We start from the raw sequence: 20,747 nt of genomic DNA, 5'->3' as shown, positions 1-20,747 counted from the left end.
TTTCGCAGGTCTAAGACTGCCATGCCGGTGCGACACCGCTCGCATCGGCCGCCCGGCACGGCCGTCACCTGCCCCTCTGGTCGGCCGTCCACTCCCCGGCGCGTCCTCCCGGCCATTCGCCGGGCCGCCCCTCCGCCCACTCGCTCCGCCGGCCGACGCGCCCTCCCGGCGGCCCGCCGGGCCACTCCCCCGGTCGCTCGTCCGCGCGGCCGGCGGCCCGGCCGCCCGGCCGCTCCCGGAGGCGACGCTCCCCCGGGACCGTCACCGCCTCGGGGCGCTCACGCGGCCACAGCAGCGAGTTCCCGGCCAACACCTCGCACTCTCGGCGCGCGCCCGGCCCCACCACCGCCGCCCACTCCGTCGGCGCGTCCTCCAACCAGCCGCGCACCAGCCGCGCGAACCCCGGCACCTCACGGGCCAGCTGCACCAGCCGCCGGTCGAAGCAGGCCGCGCCCTCAGGGGTGCGGACCATCAGGGCGCCGACGCGGTGCACCAGGTCGCGGGAGCGGGCCTCGCCGCGGTCCGCCGCGCCCTCGGCGGCCGCCCGCAGCAGCGCGTCCAGCACGGCCGCGTTCCCACAGCCCGCGCCGCCCGGCTCACAGCCGCCGTACGGATCGTCGCCGCCGTACCGCTCGCGCTCCAGCAGGACGTCCAGGAGCTCCTGCCGCAGCGGCCGGGAGACCACCGTGCCCGGCGCCGCCAGCACCGGCGCCAGGGCGTGCCGCACCTGCGCGGGCTGGCGCCGCAGCAGGCCGACGACGAGCGGGAAGAGCACCGCCCGCGCGGACGGGCCCTGCTCCAGTCGGCGGTCGACGAACTCCGCGGCGTAGCGGGCGGCGGAGGGGCGGCGCTCCACCAGCTCGCGGACGAGGGCGGCGGCGCGCCGCGCGAGGGCGGGGGCGCCGATCTCGGCCAGCGCGCGGAGCACCTCTCCCACCCCCTCCCCCGGCTCGTACAGCCGCGCCTGTAAGGCGGTGAACACCGGCTCGGGGTCGGTCTCCAGGGCGGGAACGAGCGTGATCGGCGGCAGGTGCGGATCGCCGGCCGCGAAGCGGGCCAGCGCCTGCGGCAGATGCCGGGCCCGGGTCGCCGGGTCGCGGACCAGGAGCGCGAGCGCGGCCCCGTGCAGCGTGCAGTCGGCGGCGCGGTCGAGCAGGGTCAGCGCCGAGTAGCGCAACAGCTCGCGGTCGGCCTCGGTACCCACCCAGCGCACCGCCTGCAGCCCGTAGGCCGCGGCCGCCACGTGCCGCTCGGTGCGCTCGTCGTGCGCCCATCGGTCCACGGCCCGGCAGACCGCCGACGGCTCGTCCTCGGCGAGCACGGTCAGCAGCTCGTCGGCGCGCGGGTGCGCCGACTCGACCAGCGCCTCCACCAGGTCGTCGACGGCCCGCAGGCGATGGGTGTGCAGCAGGGCCTGGGCCGCGGCCGCCACGGTGGGCCGCAGGTCGAGTTCGTCCGGCGGTGCCGAGACCGCCAACGGGCGCTCGTCCGTGAACCACCGGCACAGCAGCGGCTGCACACCGGACGGATCGGCCCGGAGCAGCCCCGCCACGGCCCCCAGGAAGCGGTCCGCGGTGCCCCGCGCGGTGCCGCTCCCCGCCGGCGCGGGCGGCGCGTCCGCGGGGATCAGGCGGCGCAGCAGATCGAGGCGGTCGGCGGTGGTCAGCGGCAGCCGCAGCCAGAACCACGGGCCGAACTCGGCCAGCGCGCCGAGCGGGTGCGGGGAGCGGGGGCCGCCCCGGCCACCGGGGGCGCGGTATCCGCCCGGCGGGCGGACACCGGCGGGGCCCAGCGGCCGGCCGACGGCCCCGGGGCAGGTGGTGGGGCCGATCCATCCCGGCGTGTCGAGCGGGTATCCGGACGGCTCGGCACCGGCCCACTCGGGGGGCCGGCGGAGCGGTGCGCCCGGCCGCGGTCCGGCCGGAGTGACCGGCCGCGGTCCGGCCGGAGTGACCGGGGGCGAGCCGGCCGGCGCTCCGCGCGGCGTGTCGGACGCCGTTCCCGGCGTGGGCGCGGGTGAGGGCGGCGCGGGTGGACGGGCACCGCTGGTGAAACCGCCCTGCTCGATGGAGCGTCGGGTGATGCGGTCCGCCAGCGGCTCCAGGACCTCCCGGTACGCGCCCGCGTCCGGGACCCGCAGCAGGACCTCCCCCAACAGGTGGGCGGCCCACCATGAGGCGTCCGCCGGCGGGGACGGGACGCACGCCGCCAGATGGTCCAGGGCGTCGATCAGGTCCCGCAGCCGGCGGACCAGGGCGCCGGGGCCCGAGCGGCGGCCGAGCAGCAGCAGGGCCTGGACGACGGGGCCGATGCGATGCCGGGGCACGGGGATGCGCCCGGAGCCGCCGGCGCGCCCCGCCCGGCCGCCCCCGCGCGCCGCGCCGTCCGGCTCCCCCGCCACCGCCTCCTGCCACGCGGACGCGGCGGCGGAACCGGGCGGGGGCGGCACGTGTTCCGCGTTCACCGGCGCCGAGGGCGGCCGGGACGGCAGCCGCCCCGGGCCGACCGGGCCCCGCGCTCCCCCGCCCGACCGGGCACCGGGCCCCGGGTCCGATCCACCCCCTGATCCGCCGCCCGAGCCCCCGCCCGCCGGGGCGGCAGCCGTCCCGGCTCCGGCCGGCGACTCCGCCTCCGGCTGGGGCCGGAATCCGTTCCGGGGGCTCGGCGCGGCGATGACCTCCGGGTCGTACCAGCGGTGGACCAGCGCGTAGAGGGCGGCGTCGAGGTCGAGATGGAGGCCCTCCAGCCAGTCCGCGAACTCCTCGTGGGCGAAGCGGTAGCCCCCGCCGGCCGGAACGAGCAGCCCCTCGGAGAGCACGGCCGAGGCCCACCCGGTGCGCCAGGGGAAGATCTCCTCGAAGGAGTCGCGGTCCAGCTCGCCCTGGCCGGGGCCCAGGCAGCGGCGGGCGGCCTCATGGACCTGCCCGGCGACGCGCGCGGCGAGCCGCCGTACGGCCGTACCGCGTCGGGGCGGCCGCTCGGCGGCGGCGAGCCGGACGGCGACGCGCAGACAGACGAGGTCGAGATAGGCGGCGAAGATCTCGCCGCGGTCGGGGGGCGGCTCCTCCGGTTCGGGGGCGCGCCCCGTACGGCCGTCGGCGCGGCGTTCCGCCGCTCCGCCGTCGCGCGCTCCGCCGTCGCCCGTGCCGCTCCCGTCGCCGCTGCCGCCGTCGCCGCTGCCGTCGTTCCTGCCGCTCCCGTCGCCTCCGCCGCTTCCGTCGCCTTCCGCCTCGGGCGTCTTTGGGAGCGCCGCGCGGACCTCGGCGAGCAGGCGGAGGGCGAGAGGGTGCCGGGCGTCGCGCTCGGCGAGCGAGCCCGCCGGCAGACCGTAGCGCTCACGGAGGTGCTCCGCCTGGCGGGGCGAGAGCTCGCCCAGTCGTACGCAGTCGGGCAGCGTCCGCGCGGGGGCGTCGGGCGGGGCGGACACCGCGCGGCGCGGGCGGTGGAGGGCATGGTCGGGGAAGAGCGCCCCGGCCAGCTCCCAATGCTCAGGGCGGCAGGCCACCACCAGCCGGGCGTCGGTCTCGCGCAGCCAGCGGGCCGTGGCCGCGGTCCACTCGGCGAGCCGGTGGGCGAGCGGGGGCGGCATCTCCTCCGGGCCGTCGAGCAGGACGAACAGCGGTCGGCCGGCGGCGCGCGCGAGGCCGGCGACGTCCTCGGGGGTGACGGCCGAGGCATCGCCCACGGTGCCCGCCGGGCCGGCCGAGGCGGTGACGACGCGGCCGGCCGCGCGGAGCGCGCGGGCCACCGCCTCCCGTACGCTCCCGTCCCCCGCCCTCAGGTCCGCCCCGCGCAGCCACACCGTGGGCGCCGGCTCGGGCCCCCGCGCGCGGCGGGCGGCCAGGGCCGCCAGCTCCGTCGTACGGCCCGTCCCCGCGTCGCCGACCAGCCCCAGGACGAGCGCGTCGCCCTGGGCGAAGCGCTCGAACTCCCTTCGGGTCCGGGGCCGCTCCACCGGGCTCTCCGCGGCGCCCGGCGCCCGCCAGGCGCGCGGGCAGCCGGCCGAGCCGACGGAGGTGGCGGTGAGCTGGAGCGCCCCCGCCAGGTTGAGGTCCCGACCGTAGGCGGGCACGGTCGCGGCGTTCCGGTCCAGCAGGGCGGCCAGCGGCCCGTCCGGGTCGGCCGCGGCGGCGGCGCGCAGCGGGATGGCGAAGCCGCCCGCGCGGTGCCCCGCGTGCAGGGCGGTGCCGACCACGCCGACCACGGCCCCGGTGCGCGCGTCCAGCACCGGTCCGCCGGCCGCCTCCCCGCCCAGCTCCATGTCGACGCTCGGGCCGCGCCCCCGCCTCCGCGCGGTGCCGGTCTCCAGGGTCAGCTCCAGCGCCGTACCGAGCAGATGGAATCGGTCAGTCGCGGTGTACGTCACCGGGGCGGAACCGACCACCCGCGCGGTGAGCCAGTCGCGCACCCGCAGCCGCACCGCCGCGTCCGGCTCGACCGTGCCGGCCGCCGCCACCGGCAGCGGCGGCAGCCCGAGCCCCTCGGTCCGCACCAGCGCCAGATCGGCCTCCGGAAGGGCGGTGATCGCCTCCGCGTCCACCAGGAAGGTGCGGTCCCCCGGCGCGTACAGCACCAGCCGCGCCAGCCCGTCCACGGTCTCGTGGCTGGTCACCAAGGTGCCGTGGGCGTCGGCGAGGAACCCTGTGCCGCGCGGGCGCCCGGCCAGGTCGCGGATGCGCACCAACGCCTGGTCCGCCCCGGCCCGCCGCGCCACCATCCGCCGTACCTCCCCCTGGCGCCGCCCCGGGCACCCGCCCCCGGCACCGCGTGCCGCCCTACCAAGCCGTCCGCAGACGTCTCCGGAGGTCCCCGGACGTTCCTGGGCGCCCTCCTCCTCCGGCGTCCTCCGACGGTAGGCAGCGGATGATCAGCGGGACAGTACGTGGCTGGAACGCGCCCCCTTCCACCCCCGTGATTCACTCCGAGCGCCTGCCCGAAGGGGTGAATCACGCCCTCCGAATGGATAAGCAAGAGGAGGTGGGGGGTGAGGAGACGTGGGGCGGGCGGCGCACGCACGGGGCAGCGGCGCCGCCCGCCCCACGGGGCCGCTTGCGCGGGGTGGCGCGTGATAGCTGAAGGTGCCTGGCCTGGTGGGCGGCACCCTGGTGCGCGGTGACCCGCCGGGTGCGGTGTGTTCGGCACCGCCAAAATCGTTCGATGGGCCTCTCGCCGTCGCGGCGGGATCGTGGGCCTGATCCGGTACCGAGAAGGCCCCGCTGACGCCCGCCGAGAGCCCGACACGGCCCCGGTGCGTCCCGCACCGCCGGAATCGTTCGATGGGCCTCTCGCCGTCCCGGCGGGATCGTGGGCCTGAGCCCGCCGAGTCCGGTGGCTGTCGTGGCGGGGTCGCGTGACCTGGCCCCGGCGGGTCGCCCCCTAGGAGGGCCGGCCGGGCTGGGGCAGCCCGGCCGGCGGGGTGGCCTTGGGGGCCGGAGCCCGAAGGTTCGATTCAGGCGAAGACGGCCAGGCTCTTCGCCTTGCCACCGTGGTTCTCGATGAGGGCCAGGAAGCGGCCGTCCGGGGCGAAGACGGCGATGGGGCCGTCGGTGGCCGCGGCGGCCGGCGACAGGCCGGCGGTGGCGATCCGCACGCCGTTGCCGAGCAGGCGGGCCTGTTCGGCGTCCACGTCCCAGCGCGGGAAGGCCGCGGCCGCCGCCTCGGCGATCGGCATGATCTCCAGGGACTCCTGGTGCTGCTCCAGCGTGCGGGCGGTATCCAGGCTGTAGGGGCCGACGCGGGTCCTGCGCAGCGCCGTCAGGTGACCGCCGACGCCGAGGGCCGCGCCCAGGTCGCGGGCGAGCGCCCGGATGTAGGTGCCGGAGGAGCAGACGACGGTGACGTCCAGATCCAGCACGTCGGTGCCGTCCTCGGCGGTGGCCGGGCGGTCCGTGTGCAGGACGAAGGAGGAGACGGTCACCGGGCGGGCCGGGAGGTCGAAGTCCTCGCCCTCGCGCACCCGTGCGTACGACCGCTTGCCGTCGATCTTGATGGCGCTCACCTTGGACGGCACCTGCTGGATGTCGCCGGTCAGCGCGGCGATGCCCTCCTCGACGGCGGACAGCTCCACCCCGATGGCCCCGGTCGACGCGGTGATCTCGCCCTCCGCGTCGTCGGTGAGGGTGGTCTGGCCGAGCCGGATGGTGGCCCGGTACTCCTTCTCGGTCAGCGCCAGGTGACCGAGCAGCCGGGTGGCCTTCTCCACGCCGATGACGAGCACGCCGGTGGCCATCGGGTCCAGCGTGCCCGCGTGGCCGACCCGGCGGGTGCGGGCGATGCCGCGCATCTTGGCGACGACGTCATGCGACGTGAAGCCGGACGGCTTGTCGACCACGACAAGGCCGTCCGGCGTGTGGGGCTTGTCGACACGCTTCATTCCGCGGCGGCGCCGTCCTCGTCGTCCGTGCCCGGCTTGCGGTACGGGTCGGCTTCGCCGGCGTAACGGGCGCCCGAGGACGCCTCGCGCACCCGCGCGTCGGACTGCTTCGCCTTGGCCAGCAGGTCGTCGATGGTGCGGGCGGTGTCCGGCAGCGCGTCGGCCACGAACGTCAGCGTCGGGGTGAACTTCACCCCGGCCGCCCGTCCGACCTCGGAGCGCAGGATGCCCTTGGCGCTCTCCAGGCCGGCGGCCGCGCTGGCCCGCTCCTCGTCGTCGCCGTAGACCGTGTAGAAGACGGTCGCCTCCCGCAGGTCGCCGGTGACCCGGGTGTCCGTGATGGTCACGTGCGAGCCGAGGCGCGGGTCCTTGATGCCACGCTGCAGCTTCTGGGCGACCACCTCCCGGATGAGGTCCGCCAGCTTCTTCGCCCGCGCGTTGTCGGCCACTGGTCCGTCTCCTTCTTGTCTTCCACAATCTTTACTCGGCTGGGGCCTGGGGGCCCGCGGCGGCGCCGCTGATGTCACAGCCTCCAGGTCAGCACAGTCGGCGACCGCGACGCACTCAGTCGTCATGGTCGCCGTGGAGCCGCCGCCGAACGGACAGCAGCTCCACTTCCGGCCGTGCGGCGACGAAGCGCTCACAACGGTCCAGTACGTCCGTGAGGTGCCCCGTGTCCCCGGAGACCACCGCCAGGCCGATTCTGACCCTGCGGTAGAGGTCCTGGTCCCCGACCTCCGCCGCACTCACCGCGTACTTGCGCTGGAGCTCGGCGACGATCGGACGGACGACGGAGCGCTTCTCCTTCAGCGACCGTACGTCGCCAAGAAGGATGTCGAAGGACAACGTCCCTACGTACATATGAGACGGGTCAAGCCACCCGTGGGGCCTCGTGTGTATGCCCTGCGTACTCCGCCGCCATCGGGCGACGGGAACACCAGAACCGTACACGCAACGGCCGGGGCCGATCGACGGAAATAATCCGCCGACCGGCCCCGGGCCGTCTACCGCGTGTCAGCTACGCGATGAGGCGATCAGCCGCGCGGCTTCTCCCGCATCTCGTAGGTGGCGATGATGTCGTCGACCTTGATGTCGTTGAAGTTTCCGAGGTTGATACCGCCCTCGAAGCCCTCGCGGATCTCGGTGACATCGTCCTTGAAGCGACGCAGACCCTCGATGTTGAGGTTCTCCGCGACCACCTTGCCGTCGCGGATGAGGCGCGCCTTGGTGTTGCGCTTGACCTCGCCGGAGCGGATGAGCACACCCGCGATGTTGCCCAGCTTGGACGAGCGGAAGACCTCGCGGATCTCCGCCGTGCCCAGCTCGACCTCTTCGTACTCCGGCTTCAGCATGCCCTTCAGGGCCGCCTCGATCTCCTCGATCACCTGGTAGATGACCGAGTAGTAGCGCACATCCACACCCTCGCGCTCGGCCATCTGCGTGGCACGCCCCTCGGCGCGCACGTTGAAGCCGATGACGATGGCGTCGGAGCCCGTCGCCAGGTCGATGTCGGTCTCGGTGACCGCACCCACACCGCGGTGCAGGACGCGCAGGTCGACCTCGTCGCCGACGTCGAGCTGGAGCAGCGAGGACTCCAGGGCCTCGACCGAACCGGACGCGTCGCCCTTGATGATGAGGTTGAGCTGCTGCACCTCGCCGGCCTTGAGCACCTTGTCCAGGTCCTCCAGGGAGACCCGGCGGGTCCGCTTGGCGAAGGCCGCGTTGCGCTCGCGCGCCGCGCGCTTCTCGGCGATCTGGCGGGCGGTGCGGTCCTCGTCGACGACGAGGAAGTTGTCGCCCGCGCCCGGCACGTTGGTCAGACCGAGCACCAGGACCGGGGTGGACGGACCGGCTTCCTCGATGGCGTTGCCGGTGTCGTCGTGCATCGCGCGGACACGGCCGTACGCGTCGCCGACGACCATGGTGTCGCCGACCCGCAGGGTGCCGCGCTGGACCAGCACGGTGGCCACGGCGCCGCGGCCGCGGTCCAGGTGGGCCTCGATCGCGATGCCCTGGGCGTCCTGCTCCGGGTTGGCGCGCAGGTCGAGCGCGGCGTCCGCGGTGAGGACCACGGCCTCCAGCAGGCTGTCGATGTTCAGGCCCTGCTTGGCGGAGATGTCGACGAACATGGTGTCGCCGCCGTACTCCTCGGCCACCAGGCCGTACTCGGTCAGCTGGCCGCGCACCTTGGTCGGGTCCGCGCCCTCGACGTCGATCTTGTTGACCGCGACCACGATCGGCACGTCGGCCGCCTTGGCGTGGTTCAGGGCCTCGACCGTCTGCGGCATGACACCGTCGTTGGCCGCCACCACGAGGATCGCGATGTCGGTCGACTTGGCACCGCGGGCACGCATGGCGGTGAACGCTTCGTGACCCGGGGTGTCGATGAAGGTGATCTTGCGCTCTTCGCCGTTGACACCGGTGGAGACCTGGTAGGCGCCGATGTGCTGGGTGATGCCGCCGGCCTCGCCCGCCACCACGTTGGTCTTGCGGATGGCGTCGAGCAGACGGGTCTTACCGTGGTCGACGTGGCCCATGACGGTGACCACCGGCGGCCGCGGCATGAGCTCCTCGTCGCCGCCCTCGTTCTCGCCGAACTCGATGTCGAAGGACTCGAGCAGCTCGCGGTCCTCCTCCTCCGGGCTGACGATCTCGATGTTGTAGTTCATCTCGTCGGCGAGCAGCTGCAGCGTCTCGTCGGAGACCGACTGGGTCGCGGTGACCATCTCACCCAGGTTGAACATGACCTGGACGAGCGACGCCGGGTTGGCGTTGATCTTCTCCGCGAAGTCGGTGAGGGAGGCACCCCGCGACAGCCGGACCGTCTGGCCGTTGCCGCGCGGCAGCATCACGCCGCCGATGGACGGGGCCTGCATGGCCTCGTACTCCTGGCGCCGCTGACGCTTCGACTTGCGGCCACGACGCGCCGGACCGCCAGGGCGGCCGAAGGCGCCCTGCGTGCCACCACGGGCACCCGGGCCGCCGGGACGACCGGCGAAGCCGCCGGGACGGCCACCGCCGCCACCGAAGCCGCCGCCACCGCCGGCACCGCCGCCGGGACGACCGGCGAAGCCGCCGCCACCACCGGGACGGCCACCGCCGCCACCGCCGCCGGGACGACCGGCGAAGCCGGGACGACCGCCCCCGCCGCCGCCGGGACGACCGGCACCGCCGGGACCGCGACCGCCGGCACCGGGGCCGGGACGCGGGCCGGCAGCCGGACGCTGCGGCATCATGCCCGGGTTCGGGCGCGGGCCGCCGGGGCCGCCGCCGGGACGCGGGCCGCCGCCCTGGGCACCCTGCGGACGCGGCATGGCGCCCGGGGTGGGACGGGGGCCACCAGGACCGGACGGACGTCCGGCACCGGGGTGACCGCCCTGGCCGGCACCCTGCGGGCGCGGGCCACCGGGCGCACCGGGGGCACCCGGACGCGGAGCGCCACCCGGCCGGGGCGCCTGCGGGCGCGCCATGCCGGTGGAGCCACCGGAGGTGAAGGGGTTGTTGCCCGGACGCGGGCCGGCCGGACGGGCGCCACCGGGGCGCGGCGCGCCGGAACGGCCGCCGGGGCCCTGGTCACGGCCCTGGCCGGGGCCACCCGGACGGGCGCCGGGGCGCGGGCCGGGAGCGGCACCGGGCTTGCCGGGACCACCGGGCTTGGCGCCGGCCGGCTTGGGGGCCGCGGGCGCCGGGGGCGCGGTGAACTCGGGCTGCGCCGGGGCCGGAGCCGCGGGCGCGGCCGGGCCGGGCTTGGGACCGGGCACCGGAGCCTTGGGGCCGGGCGTCGGACGCGGGCCCGGGGTGGGGGCCTGGGCGATCTTGGGGGCCGCCGGAGCCTCGGGCGCGACCGGCCGCGGGCCGGGCGTCGGGGGCTTGGGGGCAGCCGGACGGGCCGTCGGGGCCGGGGCGGCCGCCGAAGGCGAGGGGGTGGGCTTGGCCGGCGCGGCCTTACGCGGCGCCGAGGGCTTACCAGCGGATCGGCCGGAGCCGCCCTGGAAAGCGTCAGTCAACTTGCGAACAACCGGCGCTTCGATCGTCGAAGACGCCGAACGGACGAATTCGCCAAGTTCTTGGAGCTTGGCCATGACGACCTTGCTCTCAACTCCGAACTCCTTGGCGAGTTCGTATACCCGGACCTTAGCCACTTCGCTCCTTCTAGGTCCGGGGTGGTCGTCCGCCGGACCGTCGCTACTTCATGGGCGTACTCATCGCGTACTCATCGAGTGCTCATCGCAATCTCGACCTACTTCCGACTCGCGAGGTACCTGACCGCACGGTGTGCCGTGCCGTTCTTCTTCCTGCTTCTTACGGTGTTGCCTGCTCTGCTCGCGCAGACTGCTCGATGTACCGGCGCAAGGCCGTGGTGTCGAGCGGCCCCGGCCCCCTGAAGGCCCGAGGCAGTGCCCGGCGGCGGACCGCCAGATCGAGGCAGACCAGTGCGGGATGCACATAGGCACCCCGGCCGGGCAGCGTACCGCGCCGGTCGGGGACACAGGCGTCCTCGATCACCACGGTCCGCAGCAGATCGCCCTTGACCGCTCGCTCCCGGCATCCCACACAGGTTCGCTCAGGGCATGCGCGGACGCGCGTCCGGCCAGACACTGTTTAAGTCTACCTCCCCGCGCCGACCTCACCCCATCGGGGCAGTGATCGAACGGTTACTCGTTCGCAACTGATTGTCGAGTGGTTTTCCGGCGCCATGGCCGGAAACCGGCCACCGCGCGCGACGGTGGGGATCCGGCCACCCCCACGGCGGGGGGCGGCGGTGGAAACCGGCCACTCGTCCGGGCGGGGCCGTGCGGTCCGGTGCCCGGCTGTTGCCCCGTGTGGTCTTCACCCAAACGGGTAGCGCGGGCGCCGTCGACGGTGCGACGCGCGGAACCGGCTCCCGCGCGCCGCGCGAGCCGGCCCCCGGCCCGCGAACCGTTCCCGTACCGCTCGGCGAGCGGAACGGGACCGGGCCGGTGCCGGGACGACGGCCTCGCGACCCTCCGTTCCGACACCGGCCCGTCCGGCGTGTCAGTCCTGCCCGGCCGGCTGCTGCTCGGTGTCCGGGCGGATGTCGATGCGCCAGCCGGTCAGTCGCGCGGCGAGTCGGGCGTTCTGCCCCTCCTTGCCGATGGCCAGCGACAGCTGGTAGTCGGGGACGGTCACCCGCGCGGAGCGCGCGGCCAGGTCCACGACCTCGACCTTACTCACTCGGGCCGGAGACAGCGCGTTGGCCACCAGCTCGGCCGGGTCGTCCGACCAGTCGACGATGTCGATCTTCTCGCCGTGCAGCTCGGCCATGACGTTGCGCACCCGGCCGCCCATGGGGCCGATGCAGGCGCCCTTGGCGTTGAGGCCGGAGCGGGTGGAACGCACCGCGATCTTGGTCCGGTGGCCGGCCTCGCGGGCGATGGCGGCGATCTCCACCGAGCCGTCCGCGATCTCCGGCACCTCCAGGGCGAAGAGCTTCTTCACCAGGTTGGGGTGGGTGCGCGACAGGGTCACCGACGGACCGCGCACGCCCTTGACCACCCGAACGACGTACGTCCGCAGCCGCGTGCCGTGGGCGTAGTCCTCGCCGGGGACCTGCTCCTGCACCGGCAGGATGGCCTCCAGCTTGCCGATGTCGACCAGGACGTTCTTCGGGTCCTTGCCCTGCTGCACGATGCCGGAGACGACATCGCCCTCACGGCCCGCGTACTCGCCGAAGGTGATCTCCTCCTCGGCGTCCCGCAGCCGCTGCAGGATGACCTGCTTCGCGGTCGTCGCGGCGATCCGACCGAACCCCGACGGGGTGTCGTCGAACTCTCGCGGCTCCTCGCCCTCCGGCAGGTCCTCGAGGTCCTCCGGGTTCTCCTTCGCCCACACCGTGACGTGGCCGGTTTCGCGGTCCAGCACCACGCGGGCCCGCCGACGGCTTCCCTCGGTGCGGTGGTAGGCGATGAGGAGGGCCGACTCGATCGCCTCGACCAGCAGGTCGAACGAGATCTCCTTCTCCCGTACCAGACCCCGCAGGGCACTCATATCGATGTCCACGGCTACGCCTCCTCCTTGCTCTCGTCGTTCTCGCCGGCGGCAGCCTGGTCCGCGTCGGCGTCCAGGTCCTCGTCGGCGTCCGCGTCCACGGGCTCGCTCGCGGAGGCGGCGGCCGGCTTGCGGTTGAACTCGATCTCCACCCGGGCCTTGGCGATCTCGGCGAAGGCCAGCCTGCGGGCGGTGGGCTTGCGCCCCTTCACGCCGGGCACTTCGAGGTCCACGCCCTCGTCGTCCACGGAGATGACACGCGCGACCAGCTCGCCGCCCTCCACCAGCTGCGCCTTGATCAGCCGACCGGTGGCGCGGCGGTAGTGCCGCCGCTCGGTCAGCGGGCGGTCGGCACCGGGAGAGGTGACCTCGAGGGTGTACGGGGCGCCGCCCATGGCGTCGCTCTCGTCGAGAGCCTGGGAGACCTCACGGCTCAGCTCGGCACACTCGTCCAGCTGCACACCGGCGTCCGAATCCACCACGATCCGCAGCACCCGCCGCTTGCCCGCCGGCGTCACCTCGACCTCTTCCAGATCCAGGTCTCGCGCGACGACCAGCGGTTCCAGCAGTCCGCGCAGCCTCTCGCTCTGGGTGGTGCTCATCCGGGTGACTCCTCGGCCGCGTGTGCTGTTGTGGGAAGGTCGCGTGTCGGGTCAAAGCCTATCCGCTCCGGCACCGGACTGACGATTCGGCTGCGTACGGGTGGGCCCGGCGGCCCGTCAGGCCGTCGGCACGGCCGACGGTTGACCGCGCGATCCGGTCACCGGGCGGCGCGATTCGGCTGCTCGCGGCGGGTCGCGGGCGGTTGCGGCGGGGGCGCCACAGCGGGCGCTTCGGTGCTGGGTACGCTCACCTGCGGTGATCATCGCACTGGAGCGCCCGTGTTCCGCGCCGGAGACACCCGGGCGGCCGACCGCGCGGGAGGGACCGGCGAGGGCCCGGGGCGATCCGGGAGGAGCGGGCGAGACCCGGACGAGCCGGGAAGAGCCGTGCTCGGTACCGGAGTCACCGAGCACACCGGCACCCCGCCGGACGCTGGGAAGACGCTGAGAACCGCCGGAAACGCACCGGGAAGTCGGGAAACACCGAGATCGCACCGAGTACGCCGAGTACGCCGAGTACGCCGAGAAACGAACACACTGGGAACGCCGGGAATGAGGAACGTGGGGCTCACGACGCATCAGCGGGACCCTGTGGGCCCGCGCAGACGACACCTGCTGCTGGTCGGCGGCGCGACCGGCGCCGCCGCACTGCTGGCGGGCTGCTCCGAGACGCCGGCCCGCTCCGACGACGCGCCCGGCGAGAGCCCGGCCGCCACCCGGCTGCGCGAGCGCGCCCACCGCGGCTCGGCCGCGCTGCTCGCCCGCTATGACGCGACCGCCAAGGCGCACCCCACCCTCGCGGAGCGGCTGCGCCCGCTGCGCGAGGAGACCGCACGCCATGTGGCGGCCTTCGCCGCGCGGCCGGATGCCGCCTCCCCCGCACCCGGCTCTCCCTCCGCGCGGGCGGGCGCCGGGCGGAAGCCGGCCGCCGCGCCCGAGGTGCCGCAGGACGGCCGCGCCGCCCTGACCGAGCTGGCGCGCGCCGAGCGGCTCACCGCGGACGAGCGCACCCGCGCCCTCGTCGACGCGCCCGGCGAACTCGCCCGTCTGCTGGCCTCCGTGGCCGCCTGCGGCGCCGCCCACGCCTTCCTCCTCTCGAAGGACGACTGATGCGGCGGCCGACGTACGAGACCCGGCCGGCACCGCCGGCCGGGTCGCGGCGGGGCGGGCCCGCGGCGACCGGCCTTGCCGCCGCCGCGGGCCGGGCCACCGCACGCCCGGTCGCGGTCGACCGAACAGCCGTCAGCCGGACGGCCGTCGACCGGACGGCCGGCTGCCGCGCGGGCCGGCGGACGGTCCGGGGCGTGCTGGGCCGGGGCCCCGGGTGCCGTGGCGTCGTAGAGCAGTCGGCCGTGGGCCGGACCGTCAAAGAGGGGACGCTGAGATGACCGTCGGAGGGGTCCCGGCGAACGCTGGGCGTACGACGCGCGCGGCCGCGCTGAAGGCCGTACAGGCCGCACTGGCGGCCGAGCACGCGGCGGTCTACGGCTACGGCGTCGTGGGCGGCCGGATCGACGACGACCGGCTCGACGAGGCGCGCGAGGGGTACGCGGCCCACCGGGCGCGGCGGGACGCGCTGGAGCGCACCGTACGGAAGCTGGGCGCCACCCCGGTCAGCGCCGCGGCCGCGTACGCGCTGCCCTTCCCGGTGCCGGACGCGGCGGCGGCGGTGCGGTTCGCGGCGGAGCTGGAGCAGCGGGTGGCGGGCGCGTACGCGGACCTCGTGCGGGCCGCGGACGGCGCGCTGCGACGCGAGGCGGCGGGCGCGCTGCGCGAAGCGGCGGTCCGCTCGGTTCGCTGGCGCGGCGGCGGCGTAGCCTTCCCTGGGCTGGCGGAGCGCACCGCGTCGAAGGGCCCGGCCACGCCGGCGCGCCCCAAGGCCGACGCCCGCTGAACGACCGCGGCGCACGCCGGGACGCCCCCGGCCCCGCCGGTCGCCCGTCAGGCGCCGGGGAGCCGACGACCGACAGCTGAATGACCGACGACGAAGACGACGATGAAGATGAAGGGGACTGCTCAGGAATGGCAGCAGCACCGCAGCCCGGGGGCCGGGACACGGCCCCCATCACGCCGCCGCAGCGGCTGCTGAATGCGCTGAGCGACATCTCCGAGGGCCCGGTGCGGGCCTGGCTGGACGCGCTGCCCGACGCCGTCGAACGACAGCTGGCGGACTGGGAGCTGACGCTGGAGCGGGTCCAGGTCCCGGGCGGCCTGGGCAGCCTGGTCGCACTCGTACGGCAGGCCGACGGCACCCCCGCGGCGCTGAAGTTCCCGGTGCCGGGGCCCGCGGCGCGGCACGAGGCGGCGGCCCTGGAGCACTGGGACGGCTGGGGCGCGGTACGCCTGCTGCGCGCCGACGCCGAGTCCGGCGCGCTGCTGCTGGAGCGGCTGCGCGCCTCCGTGACGCTGCGTTCGCTGGCGGAGGCCAAGGCGATGCTGGAGGCGGCCGGCACGGTGCGGCGGCTGTGGGTGCCGCCGGCCGACGACCATCCGTTCTCCACGCTCGTCGAGCGGACGGAGGCGGACGCGGACGCGCTGCGCGCCCTGGAGGCGCGGGGTTCGGCCGCCGACGCCGGGTCACTTCTGGAGGAGGCCCTGTCGCTGCGCGCCGAGTTGGCCGCGTCCGCGCCCGAACAGGTGCTGCTGCACGGCGACTTCCGACAGGCCAAGGTGCTCGCCGGCGAGCGGGCGCCCTGGCTCGCGGTCGGCCCGAAGCCGGTGGTCGGCGAGCACGCCTACGACCTCGCGCGGCTGGTGCTCGACCGCTACGAGGACCTGGCCGCGGGCTCCGGCCCCGCGTCCGCCACCCGACGCCGCGTCACCCGGCTCGCCGACTCCCTGGACGTCGACCGCGACCGCCTCCGCGGCTGGGCCCTCTACCGCGCGGTCGAGGAGGGGCTCCGTGCGATGGCCGCCGGCGAGCGTCGGCGCGGCGAGCTGCTCCTGGAGTTCGCGGGCTGGCTGTAGCCGCCCGCCGCGCGGGGCACCGCGGAAGCGCCGGCACCGCGGAAGCGCCGGCCCCGCGGGGCGCCGCGGAAGCGCCGCCCGCGCGGCAGGCTCCGTCCGTACGGCGGCCCGCCTGGACGGTGTCTGGCCGCGCGGATGGCCGGCGGGGCGGGATTCAGGCCGTGAGTCGGCCGACGGCCTCCTCGACCGGGAGGTCCTGACGCTCGCCGGTGCGGCGGTCCTTGAGCTCGACGAGGCCGTCCTTGGCGCCCCGGCCCACGATGAGGATGGTGGGCACGCCGATGAGCTCGGCGTCGGTGAACTTGACCCCGGGAGAGACGCCCGCGCGGTCGTCGACCATGACCCGTACTCCGGCCGCGCCGAGCCTCTCGGCGATGTCCAGGGCGAGTTCGGTCTGCAGTGCCTTGCCCGCGGCCACGATGTGCACGTCGGCCGGGGCCACCTCCCGCGGCCAGCACAGACCGGCCTCGTCGTGGGTCTGCTCGGCCAGGGCGGCCACCGCGCGGGAGACGCCGATGCCGTAGGAGCCCATGGTGACGCGGACCGGCTTGCCCTCCTGGCCCAGGACGTCGAGCTGGAAGGTGTCGGTGTACTTGCGGCCGAGCTGGAAGATGTGGCCGATCTCGATCGCCCGGTCGAGCGCGATGCCGGCGCCGCAGTTCGGGCAGGGGTCGCCGGGCTCGACCACGACGACGTCCAGGTACCGGTCGACCTGGAAGTCCCGGCCGCAGACGACGTTCCTGGCGTGCGTGTCGGGCTTGTTGGCGCCGGTCACCCAGGCGGTGCCGGGGGCGACGCGCGGATCGGCGAGGTAGCGGAAGGCGGTGCCGGCCATGCCCTGCGGACCGACGTAGCCCCGGACGAGGTCGGGCCGGTCGGTGAAGTCCTCGGCGGTGACCAGTTCCACCACCGCGGGCGCCAGATGCTCGGCCAGCTTGCCGAGGTCGACCTCGCGGTCCCCGGGCACGCCCACCGCGGTGATCTCTCCGTCGACCTTGACCAGGAGGTTCTTGAGGGTGGCCGAGGCGGGGACGCCCAGGTGCTCGGCGAGGGTCTCGATGGTCGGGGTGTCCGGGGTGTCCAGCTCCTCGACCGGGCCGTGCTCCACGCCCTCGACCGGCGGCACGGTGACCGTCACGGCCTCCGTGTTGGCGGCGTACTCGCAGTTCGGGCAGTCGACGAAGGTGTCCTCGCCGGCCGCGGCCGGGGCCAGGAACTCCTCCGACGCCGAGCCGCCCATCGCGCCCGAGACCGCCGAGACGACGCGGTAGTCGAGGCCCAGCCGGGCGAAGATCCGCTGGTATGCCTCGCGGTGCAGCCGGTACGACTCGGCCAGCCCCGCGTCGTCGGTGTCGAAGGAGTACGAGTCCTTCATCTGGAACTCGCGTCCGCGCAGCACTCCGGAGCGCGGCCGCGCCTCGTCCCGGTACTTCGTCTGGATCTGGTAGAGGATCACCGGCAGGTCCTTGTAGGACGTGCACTGGTCCTTGACCGTCTGGGTGAAGATCTCCTCGTGGGTGGGGCCGAGCAGATAGTCGGCGCCCTTGCGGTCCTTGAGCCGGAAGAGCAGGTCGCCGTACTCGTCCCAACGGCCGCTCGCCTCGTACGCCTCACGCGGCAGCAGCGCCGGCAGCAGCACCTCCTGGGCGCCGATCGCGTCCATCTCCTCGCGCACCACACGGGAGACGTTCTCCAGCACCTTCTTGCCGAGCGGCAGCCAGGTCCACACGCCCGCGGAGGAGCGACGCACGTAGCCGGCGCGCACCAGCAGCTTGTGACTGGCGGTCTCGGCGTCGGCCGGATCGTCCCGCAGCGTCTTCAGCATCATCCTGGACATGCGCTGGACGTGGACCATGATCTTCTCCTGCGGCGTGGCTGGTGGCGCTGTGCGCTCGTACGACGGGATGTGCGAGAGGTTAGCTCCGGCGGTCGGCATCCGGGAAACGGGTTGTGTCCCGCCGAACCGGCCGTGCCTGCCGGCTGAACGGCCTCGGGTCGGTGGTGCCCCCTAGGGGCGGCGGTACAGCGGCAGCCAGGCTCCCATCACCGCGTAGGGGCTGGGCGCGCTGGGGAAGACCACCGCGCGCGCGAGGTCCCGGTAGCCGAGGCTCCGATACAGGGCGCGCGCCGGTGACTCCGTGTCGATCGCCGAGAGGATGGAGCGCGGCTCGCCGGCGCCGTCGGTGATCGTCGTGATGAGGGACCGGCCGATCCCCCGGTTCTGGTACGCCGGGTGCACATGCAGCTCGGTGATCACGAACGAGTCGTTCAGCCAGTCCTCGTATCCGGTGGCGCGCAGATACGGTTCGACGACCGTGGACCACCAGTGCGTGCGATCGTTGGGCATGCCGTACACGAAGCCGACGAGGCGACCGGTGGCGGTGGTGGCGCCCAGTGCGCGCGCCCCGGGGCTCGTGAGATGGCGCAGCACGATGTGGCGTCGTACGCCGACCTCCTCCTCGGTGAGGCCGAAGGCGAGCGCCTGCACGGCGAGGGCGTCGTCCACCCGTGCGGCGAGATCGAGTGGCCCGACGACGACGTCATCCATGGCGGCACCCTACTGGGCCGCGGGCGGCCGCGGATCGGAACAGCGCGCCGGGGGTGGACCGGGGTCAGGACGGGGGCACGGGGGTGGTGACGACGGGGCGAGGACGGGGGAGCAGGCGCGGGTGCTCAGAAGAGCACGCTCATGAACGCCCCGACCTCCGCGAAGCCGACGCGGCGGTAGGCGGCGCGGGCGGCGGTGTTGAAGTCGTTGACGTACAGGCTGACGACCGGGGCCACCTCGCGCAGCGCGTAGCCGAGGACCGCCGCCATGCCGATCTCCGACAGCCCGCGGCCGCGGTACTCGGGGGCCACCCACACACCCTGGATCTGGCACGCCTGAGGGGTGGCGGCGCCGATCTCGGCCTTGAACACGACCTGGCCGTTCTCCACCCGGGCGAAGGAGCGGCCGGCGCCGACCAGTTCGGCGACCCGCGCCTGGTAGAGCAGCCCGCCGTCGCCGGCGAGCGGGGAGACCCCGACCTCCTCGGTGAACATGGCCACGCACGCCGGCATGATCAGGTCCATCTCGTCCTTGCGGATGCGGCGCACCAGGGGGTCGGGGGCGACATCGGCGGGCATCGAGGTGGTGACCATCAGCGGCTGGTGGGAGCGGACCTCGCGGGCGGGGCCCCAGCTCGGCTCGAGCAGCGACCACAGCTCGGCGGTGGCCTCGGCGGGGCCGACGATGGAGGAGCAGCGCCGGCCGGAGCGGCGGGCGCGCTCCGCGAAGGCGTGCACGGCCTCGGAGGTGGCGCAGATGGGGACGAGGTTGGCGCCGGCGTAGCAGAGTGATTCCAGTCGGCCGCCGCTGTACCAGCCCCACATCTCGCCGCCGAGCCGCCACGGGTCGAGGCCGGCCGCCTGGACGCGGGCGGTCACGAAGGCGTTGGAGACCGGGTCGCGGTCGAGGACCGCGAGCGCGGCGTCGAGCTCGCCGGGCTCCAGCACCCTGGTGGTGGTCGTCAGCACGTGTCGGTCTGCCTCACCGTTGCGGGGCCACGGGGGCCGGGGGACTCGATCTCACGAACTGTACCTCGGGCGTTTGCGCGGGTGTCCGGCGCGTATGGGACGTTCGCGGAGCCGTGTGTGCGGGGCCGGGGCTGTGTGTGGGGGCCGGGGACGGGGCCTCCGGGCCAGGGGTCCGGGACCGTATATTTACGGGCAAGTAACCCAACACGCGGCGCTCTCGCTCTTTGCCCACAAATATACGGAAGCGTCCCGGACCTCCCTGCCCCTGCGGCCCCGCCCCCTCCCGCCGTCTCCCGGCTGGCCGAGGAGGGGAGAGGCTGCCCTGGGCCCTGCTGCCGTCCGTCGTCTGACGGTCTCGCCCGCTGCGTCTTCCGGCTTTGGGAAGAGGGGCGGATGCCTGCCCTGGTTCCCGCTGACTTCCGTCGGGTGGGTGGCTCTGGCGTTCAGCCGGCTACGGAGACCTGGGGCTCGCCCGAGGGGGTGCCGTCCTGCTCCATCTGCTCGGCGAGCTTCATGGCCTCTTCGATGAGGGTCTCGACGATCTTCGACTCGGGTACCGTCTTGATCACCTCGCCCTTCACGAAGATCTGCCCCTTGCCGTTGCCCGAGGCCACACCGAGGTCGGCCTCCCGAGCCTCGCCGGGACCGTTCACGACACAGCCCATCACCGCCACCCGCAACGGCACCTCCATCCCCTCAAGACCCGCGGTCACCTGATCCGCCAGCTTGTAGACATCCACCTGGGCGCGGCCGCAGGAGGGGCAGGAGACGATCTCCAGTCGACGCTGGCGCAGGTTGAGCGACTCCAGGATCTGGATGCCGACCTTGACCTCCTCCGCCGGCGGGGCGGAGAGGGAGACCCGGATGGTGTCGCCGATGCCCTCCGAGAGCAGGGCACCGAAGGCCACCGCCCGCGATCACCGGGATCTGCGACTTCCTCGCGATCACCGGCAACGCGTCCGCGTCATCCTGCGAGGGGCAGGCCACCCGCACGATCTGACAACCCGAGGCCGTCAGCTCCGCGATCTGCTGCAACGTCGCACCGATGTCCGCCGTGACCGTCGTCGTCATGGACTGCACCGACACCGGCGCGTCGCCACCCACGGCCACCGACCCGACCTGGATCTTGCGGCTCACACGGCGGTCGGCGAGCTTGGTCGGTACGGAAGGCATTCCGAGCGAAATCGCGGTCATGTTGCGGCAACCCCAAGGTATGGATCAAGGTCCCGAGATCGGCGGGCTCCAGGCTTCGAGGTTACGGCACCGCCAGACCGCCGAGC

General features: G+C 74.6%; 14 protein-coding genes and 1 pseudogene. 3 read left to right on the top strand and 12 right to left on the bottom strand.

The window, feature by feature from the left end; all coding sequences use genetic code 11:
* Positions 1 to 64 precede the first annotated feature (64 nt).
* The 8 genes from CD790_RS35535 to rimP form a co-directional block, all read right to left on the bottom strand.
* Entirely contained in the window at positions 65 to 4,717 is a 4,653-nt protein-coding gene (locus tag CD790_RS35535) for a serine protease (RefSeq protein WP_260867322.1), read from the bottom strand.
* A gap of 732 nt (positions 4,718 to 5,449) precedes the next feature.
* Positions 5,450 to 6,373 carry a tRNA pseudouridine(55) synthase TruB gene (gene truB, locus CD790_RS05460; RefSeq protein ID WP_144381779.1) on the bottom strand — a complete coding sequence of 308 codons (924 nt, stop codon included), beginning with the start codon at positions 6,371 to 6,373 and terminating at the stop codon, positions 5,450 to 5,452.
* Complete coding sequence (gene rbfA, locus CD790_RS05455; RefSeq protein ID WP_144381778.1) at positions 6,370 to 6,822, bottom strand: 30S ribosome-binding factor RbfA; 453 nt, start codon at positions 6,820 to 6,822, stop codon at positions 6,370 to 6,372. The genes truB and rbfA overlap by 4 nt, the downstream gene beginning before the upstream one ends.
* A gap of 115 nt (positions 6,823 to 6,937) precedes the next feature.
* Positions 6,938 to 7,234 (bottom strand): DUF503 domain-containing protein, encoded by a 297-nt coding sequence (locus CD790_RS05450; protein ID WP_144381777.1) that lies wholly within the window; start codon positions 7,232 to 7,234, stop codon positions 6,938 to 6,940.
* A 173-nt stretch (positions 7,235 to 7,407) separates the two neighbouring features.
* Positions 7,408 to 10,515, bottom strand: coding sequence for a translation initiation factor IF-2 (gene infB, locus CD790_RS05445; RefSeq protein WP_144381776.1), 3,108 nt, complete (start codon positions 10,513 to 10,515; stop codon positions 7,408 to 7,410).
* A 160-nt stretch (positions 10,516 to 10,675) separates the two neighbouring features.
* Positions 10,676 to 10,972, bottom strand: a complete 297-nt coding sequence (locus CD790_RS05440; RefSeq protein WP_144381775.1) for a YlxR family protein — start codon at positions 10,970 to 10,972, stop codon at positions 10,676 to 10,678.
* A 417-nt stretch (positions 10,973 to 11,389) separates the two neighbouring features.
* On the bottom strand, positions 11,390 to 12,394 hold the full coding sequence (gene nusA / locus CD790_RS05435) for a transcription termination factor NusA (protein WP_144381774.1): 1,005 nt from the start codon (positions 12,392 to 12,394) through the stop codon (positions 11,390 to 11,392).
* Between the two features lie 2 nt (positions 12,395 to 12,396).
* Entirely contained in the window at positions 12,397 to 12,984 is a 588-nt protein-coding gene (gene rimP, locus CD790_RS05430; protein WP_144381773.1) for a ribosome maturation factor RimP, read from the bottom strand.
* A gap of 552 nt (positions 12,985 to 13,536) precedes the next feature.
* Here rimP and CD790_RS05425 point away from each other — a divergent pair.
* The 3 genes from CD790_RS05425 to CD790_RS05415 all read left to right on the top strand — a co-directional run bounded on the left by CD790_RS05425 (position 13,537) and on the right by CD790_RS05415 (position 15,951).
* Positions 13,537 to 14,094 carry a twin-arginine translocation signal domain-containing protein gene (locus CD790_RS05425; RefSeq protein WP_144381772.1) on the top strand — a complete coding sequence of 186 codons (558 nt, stop codon included), beginning with the start codon at positions 13,537 to 13,539 and terminating at the stop codon, positions 14,092 to 14,094.
* A gap of 274 nt (positions 14,095 to 14,368) precedes the next feature.
* Complete coding sequence (locus CD790_RS05420) at positions 14,369 to 14,878, top strand: ferritin-like domain-containing protein (protein WP_144381771.1); 510 nt, start codon at positions 14,369 to 14,371, stop codon at positions 14,876 to 14,878.
* A gap of 128 nt (positions 14,879 to 15,006) precedes the next feature.
* Complete coding sequence (locus tag CD790_RS05415; protein WP_144381770.1) at positions 15,007 to 15,951, top strand: aminoglycoside phosphotransferase family protein; 945 nt, start codon at positions 15,007 to 15,009, stop codon at positions 15,949 to 15,951.
* Between the two features lie 154 nt (positions 15,952 to 16,105).
* On the opposite strand, the gene CD790_RS05410 is transcribed toward CD790_RS05415, so the two are convergent.
* The 4 genes and pseudogenes from CD790_RS05410 to CD790_RS05395 all read right to left on the bottom strand — a co-directional run bounded on the left by CD790_RS05410 (position 16,106) and on the right by CD790_RS05395 (position 20,661).
* Positions 16,106 to 17,806: a proline--tRNA ligase gene (locus CD790_RS05410; RefSeq protein ID WP_144381769.1), complete on the bottom strand. Its 1,701-nt coding sequence runs from the start codon at positions 17,804 to 17,806 to the stop codon at positions 16,106 to 16,108.
* Between the two features lie 153 nt (positions 17,807 to 17,959).
* Positions 17,960 to 18,499, bottom strand: coding sequence for a GNAT family N-acetyltransferase (locus CD790_RS05405; protein ID WP_144381768.1), 540 nt, complete (start codon positions 18,497 to 18,499; stop codon positions 17,960 to 17,962).
* A 125-nt stretch (positions 18,500 to 18,624) separates the two neighbouring features.
* Positions 18,625 to 19,467: a GNAT family N-acetyltransferase gene (locus CD790_RS05400; RefSeq protein WP_144381767.1), complete on the bottom strand. Its 843-nt coding sequence runs from the start codon at positions 19,465 to 19,467 to the stop codon at positions 18,625 to 18,627.
* Positions 19,468 to 19,910: 443 nt separating this feature from the next.
* Positions 19,911 to 20,661 (bottom strand): annotated as a pseudogene (locus CD790_RS05395) (flavodoxin-dependent (E)-4-hydroxy-3-methylbut-2-enyl-diphosphate synthase).
* Positions 20,662 to 20,747 lie beyond the last annotated feature (86 nt).

This window comes from Streptomyces sp. SAJ15 (assembly GCF_007595705.1).
Lineage (GTDB): Bacteria > Actinomycetota > Actinomycetes > Streptomycetales > Streptomycetaceae > Streptomyces.
This window is presented reverse-complemented; position numbering and strand designations above follow the sequence as displayed.

Bases quoted from the DNA above. Each gene is read 5' to 3' on its own strand.
- CD790_RS35535 (WP_260867322.1), bottom strand. From the start codon at position 4,717: ATGGTGGCGCGGCGGGCCGGGGCGGACCAGGCGTTGGTGCGCATCCGC.
- truB (WP_144381779.1), bottom strand. From the start codon at position 6,373: ATGAAGCGTGTCGACAAGCCCCACACGCCGGACGGCCTTGTCGTGGTC.
- CD790_RS05450 (WP_144381777.1), bottom strand. From the start codon at position 7,234: ATGTACGTAGGGACGTTGTCCTTCGACATCCTTCTTGGCGACGTACGG.
- rimP (WP_144381773.1), bottom strand. From the start codon at position 12,984: ATGAGCACCACCCAGAGCGAGAGGCTGCGCGGACTGCTGGAACCGCTG.
- CD790_RS05425 (WP_144381772.1), top strand. From the start codon at position 13,537: ATGAGGAACGTGGGGCTCACGACGCATCAGCGGGACCCTGTGGGCCCG.
- CD790_RS05420 (WP_144381771.1), top strand. From the start codon at position 14,369: ATGACCGTCGGAGGGGTCCCGGCGAACGCTGGGCGTACGACGCGCGCG.
- CD790_RS05415 (WP_144381770.1), top strand. From the start codon at position 15,007: ATGGCAGCAGCACCGCAGCCCGGGGGCCGGGACACGGCCCCCATCACG.
- CD790_RS05410 (WP_144381769.1), bottom strand. From the start codon at position 17,806: ATGGTCCACGTCCAGCGCATGTCCAGGATGATGCTGAAGACGCTGCGG.
- CD790_RS05405 (WP_144381768.1), bottom strand. From the start codon at position 18,499: ATGGATGACGTCGTCGTCGGGCCACTCGATCTCGCCGCACGGGTGGAC.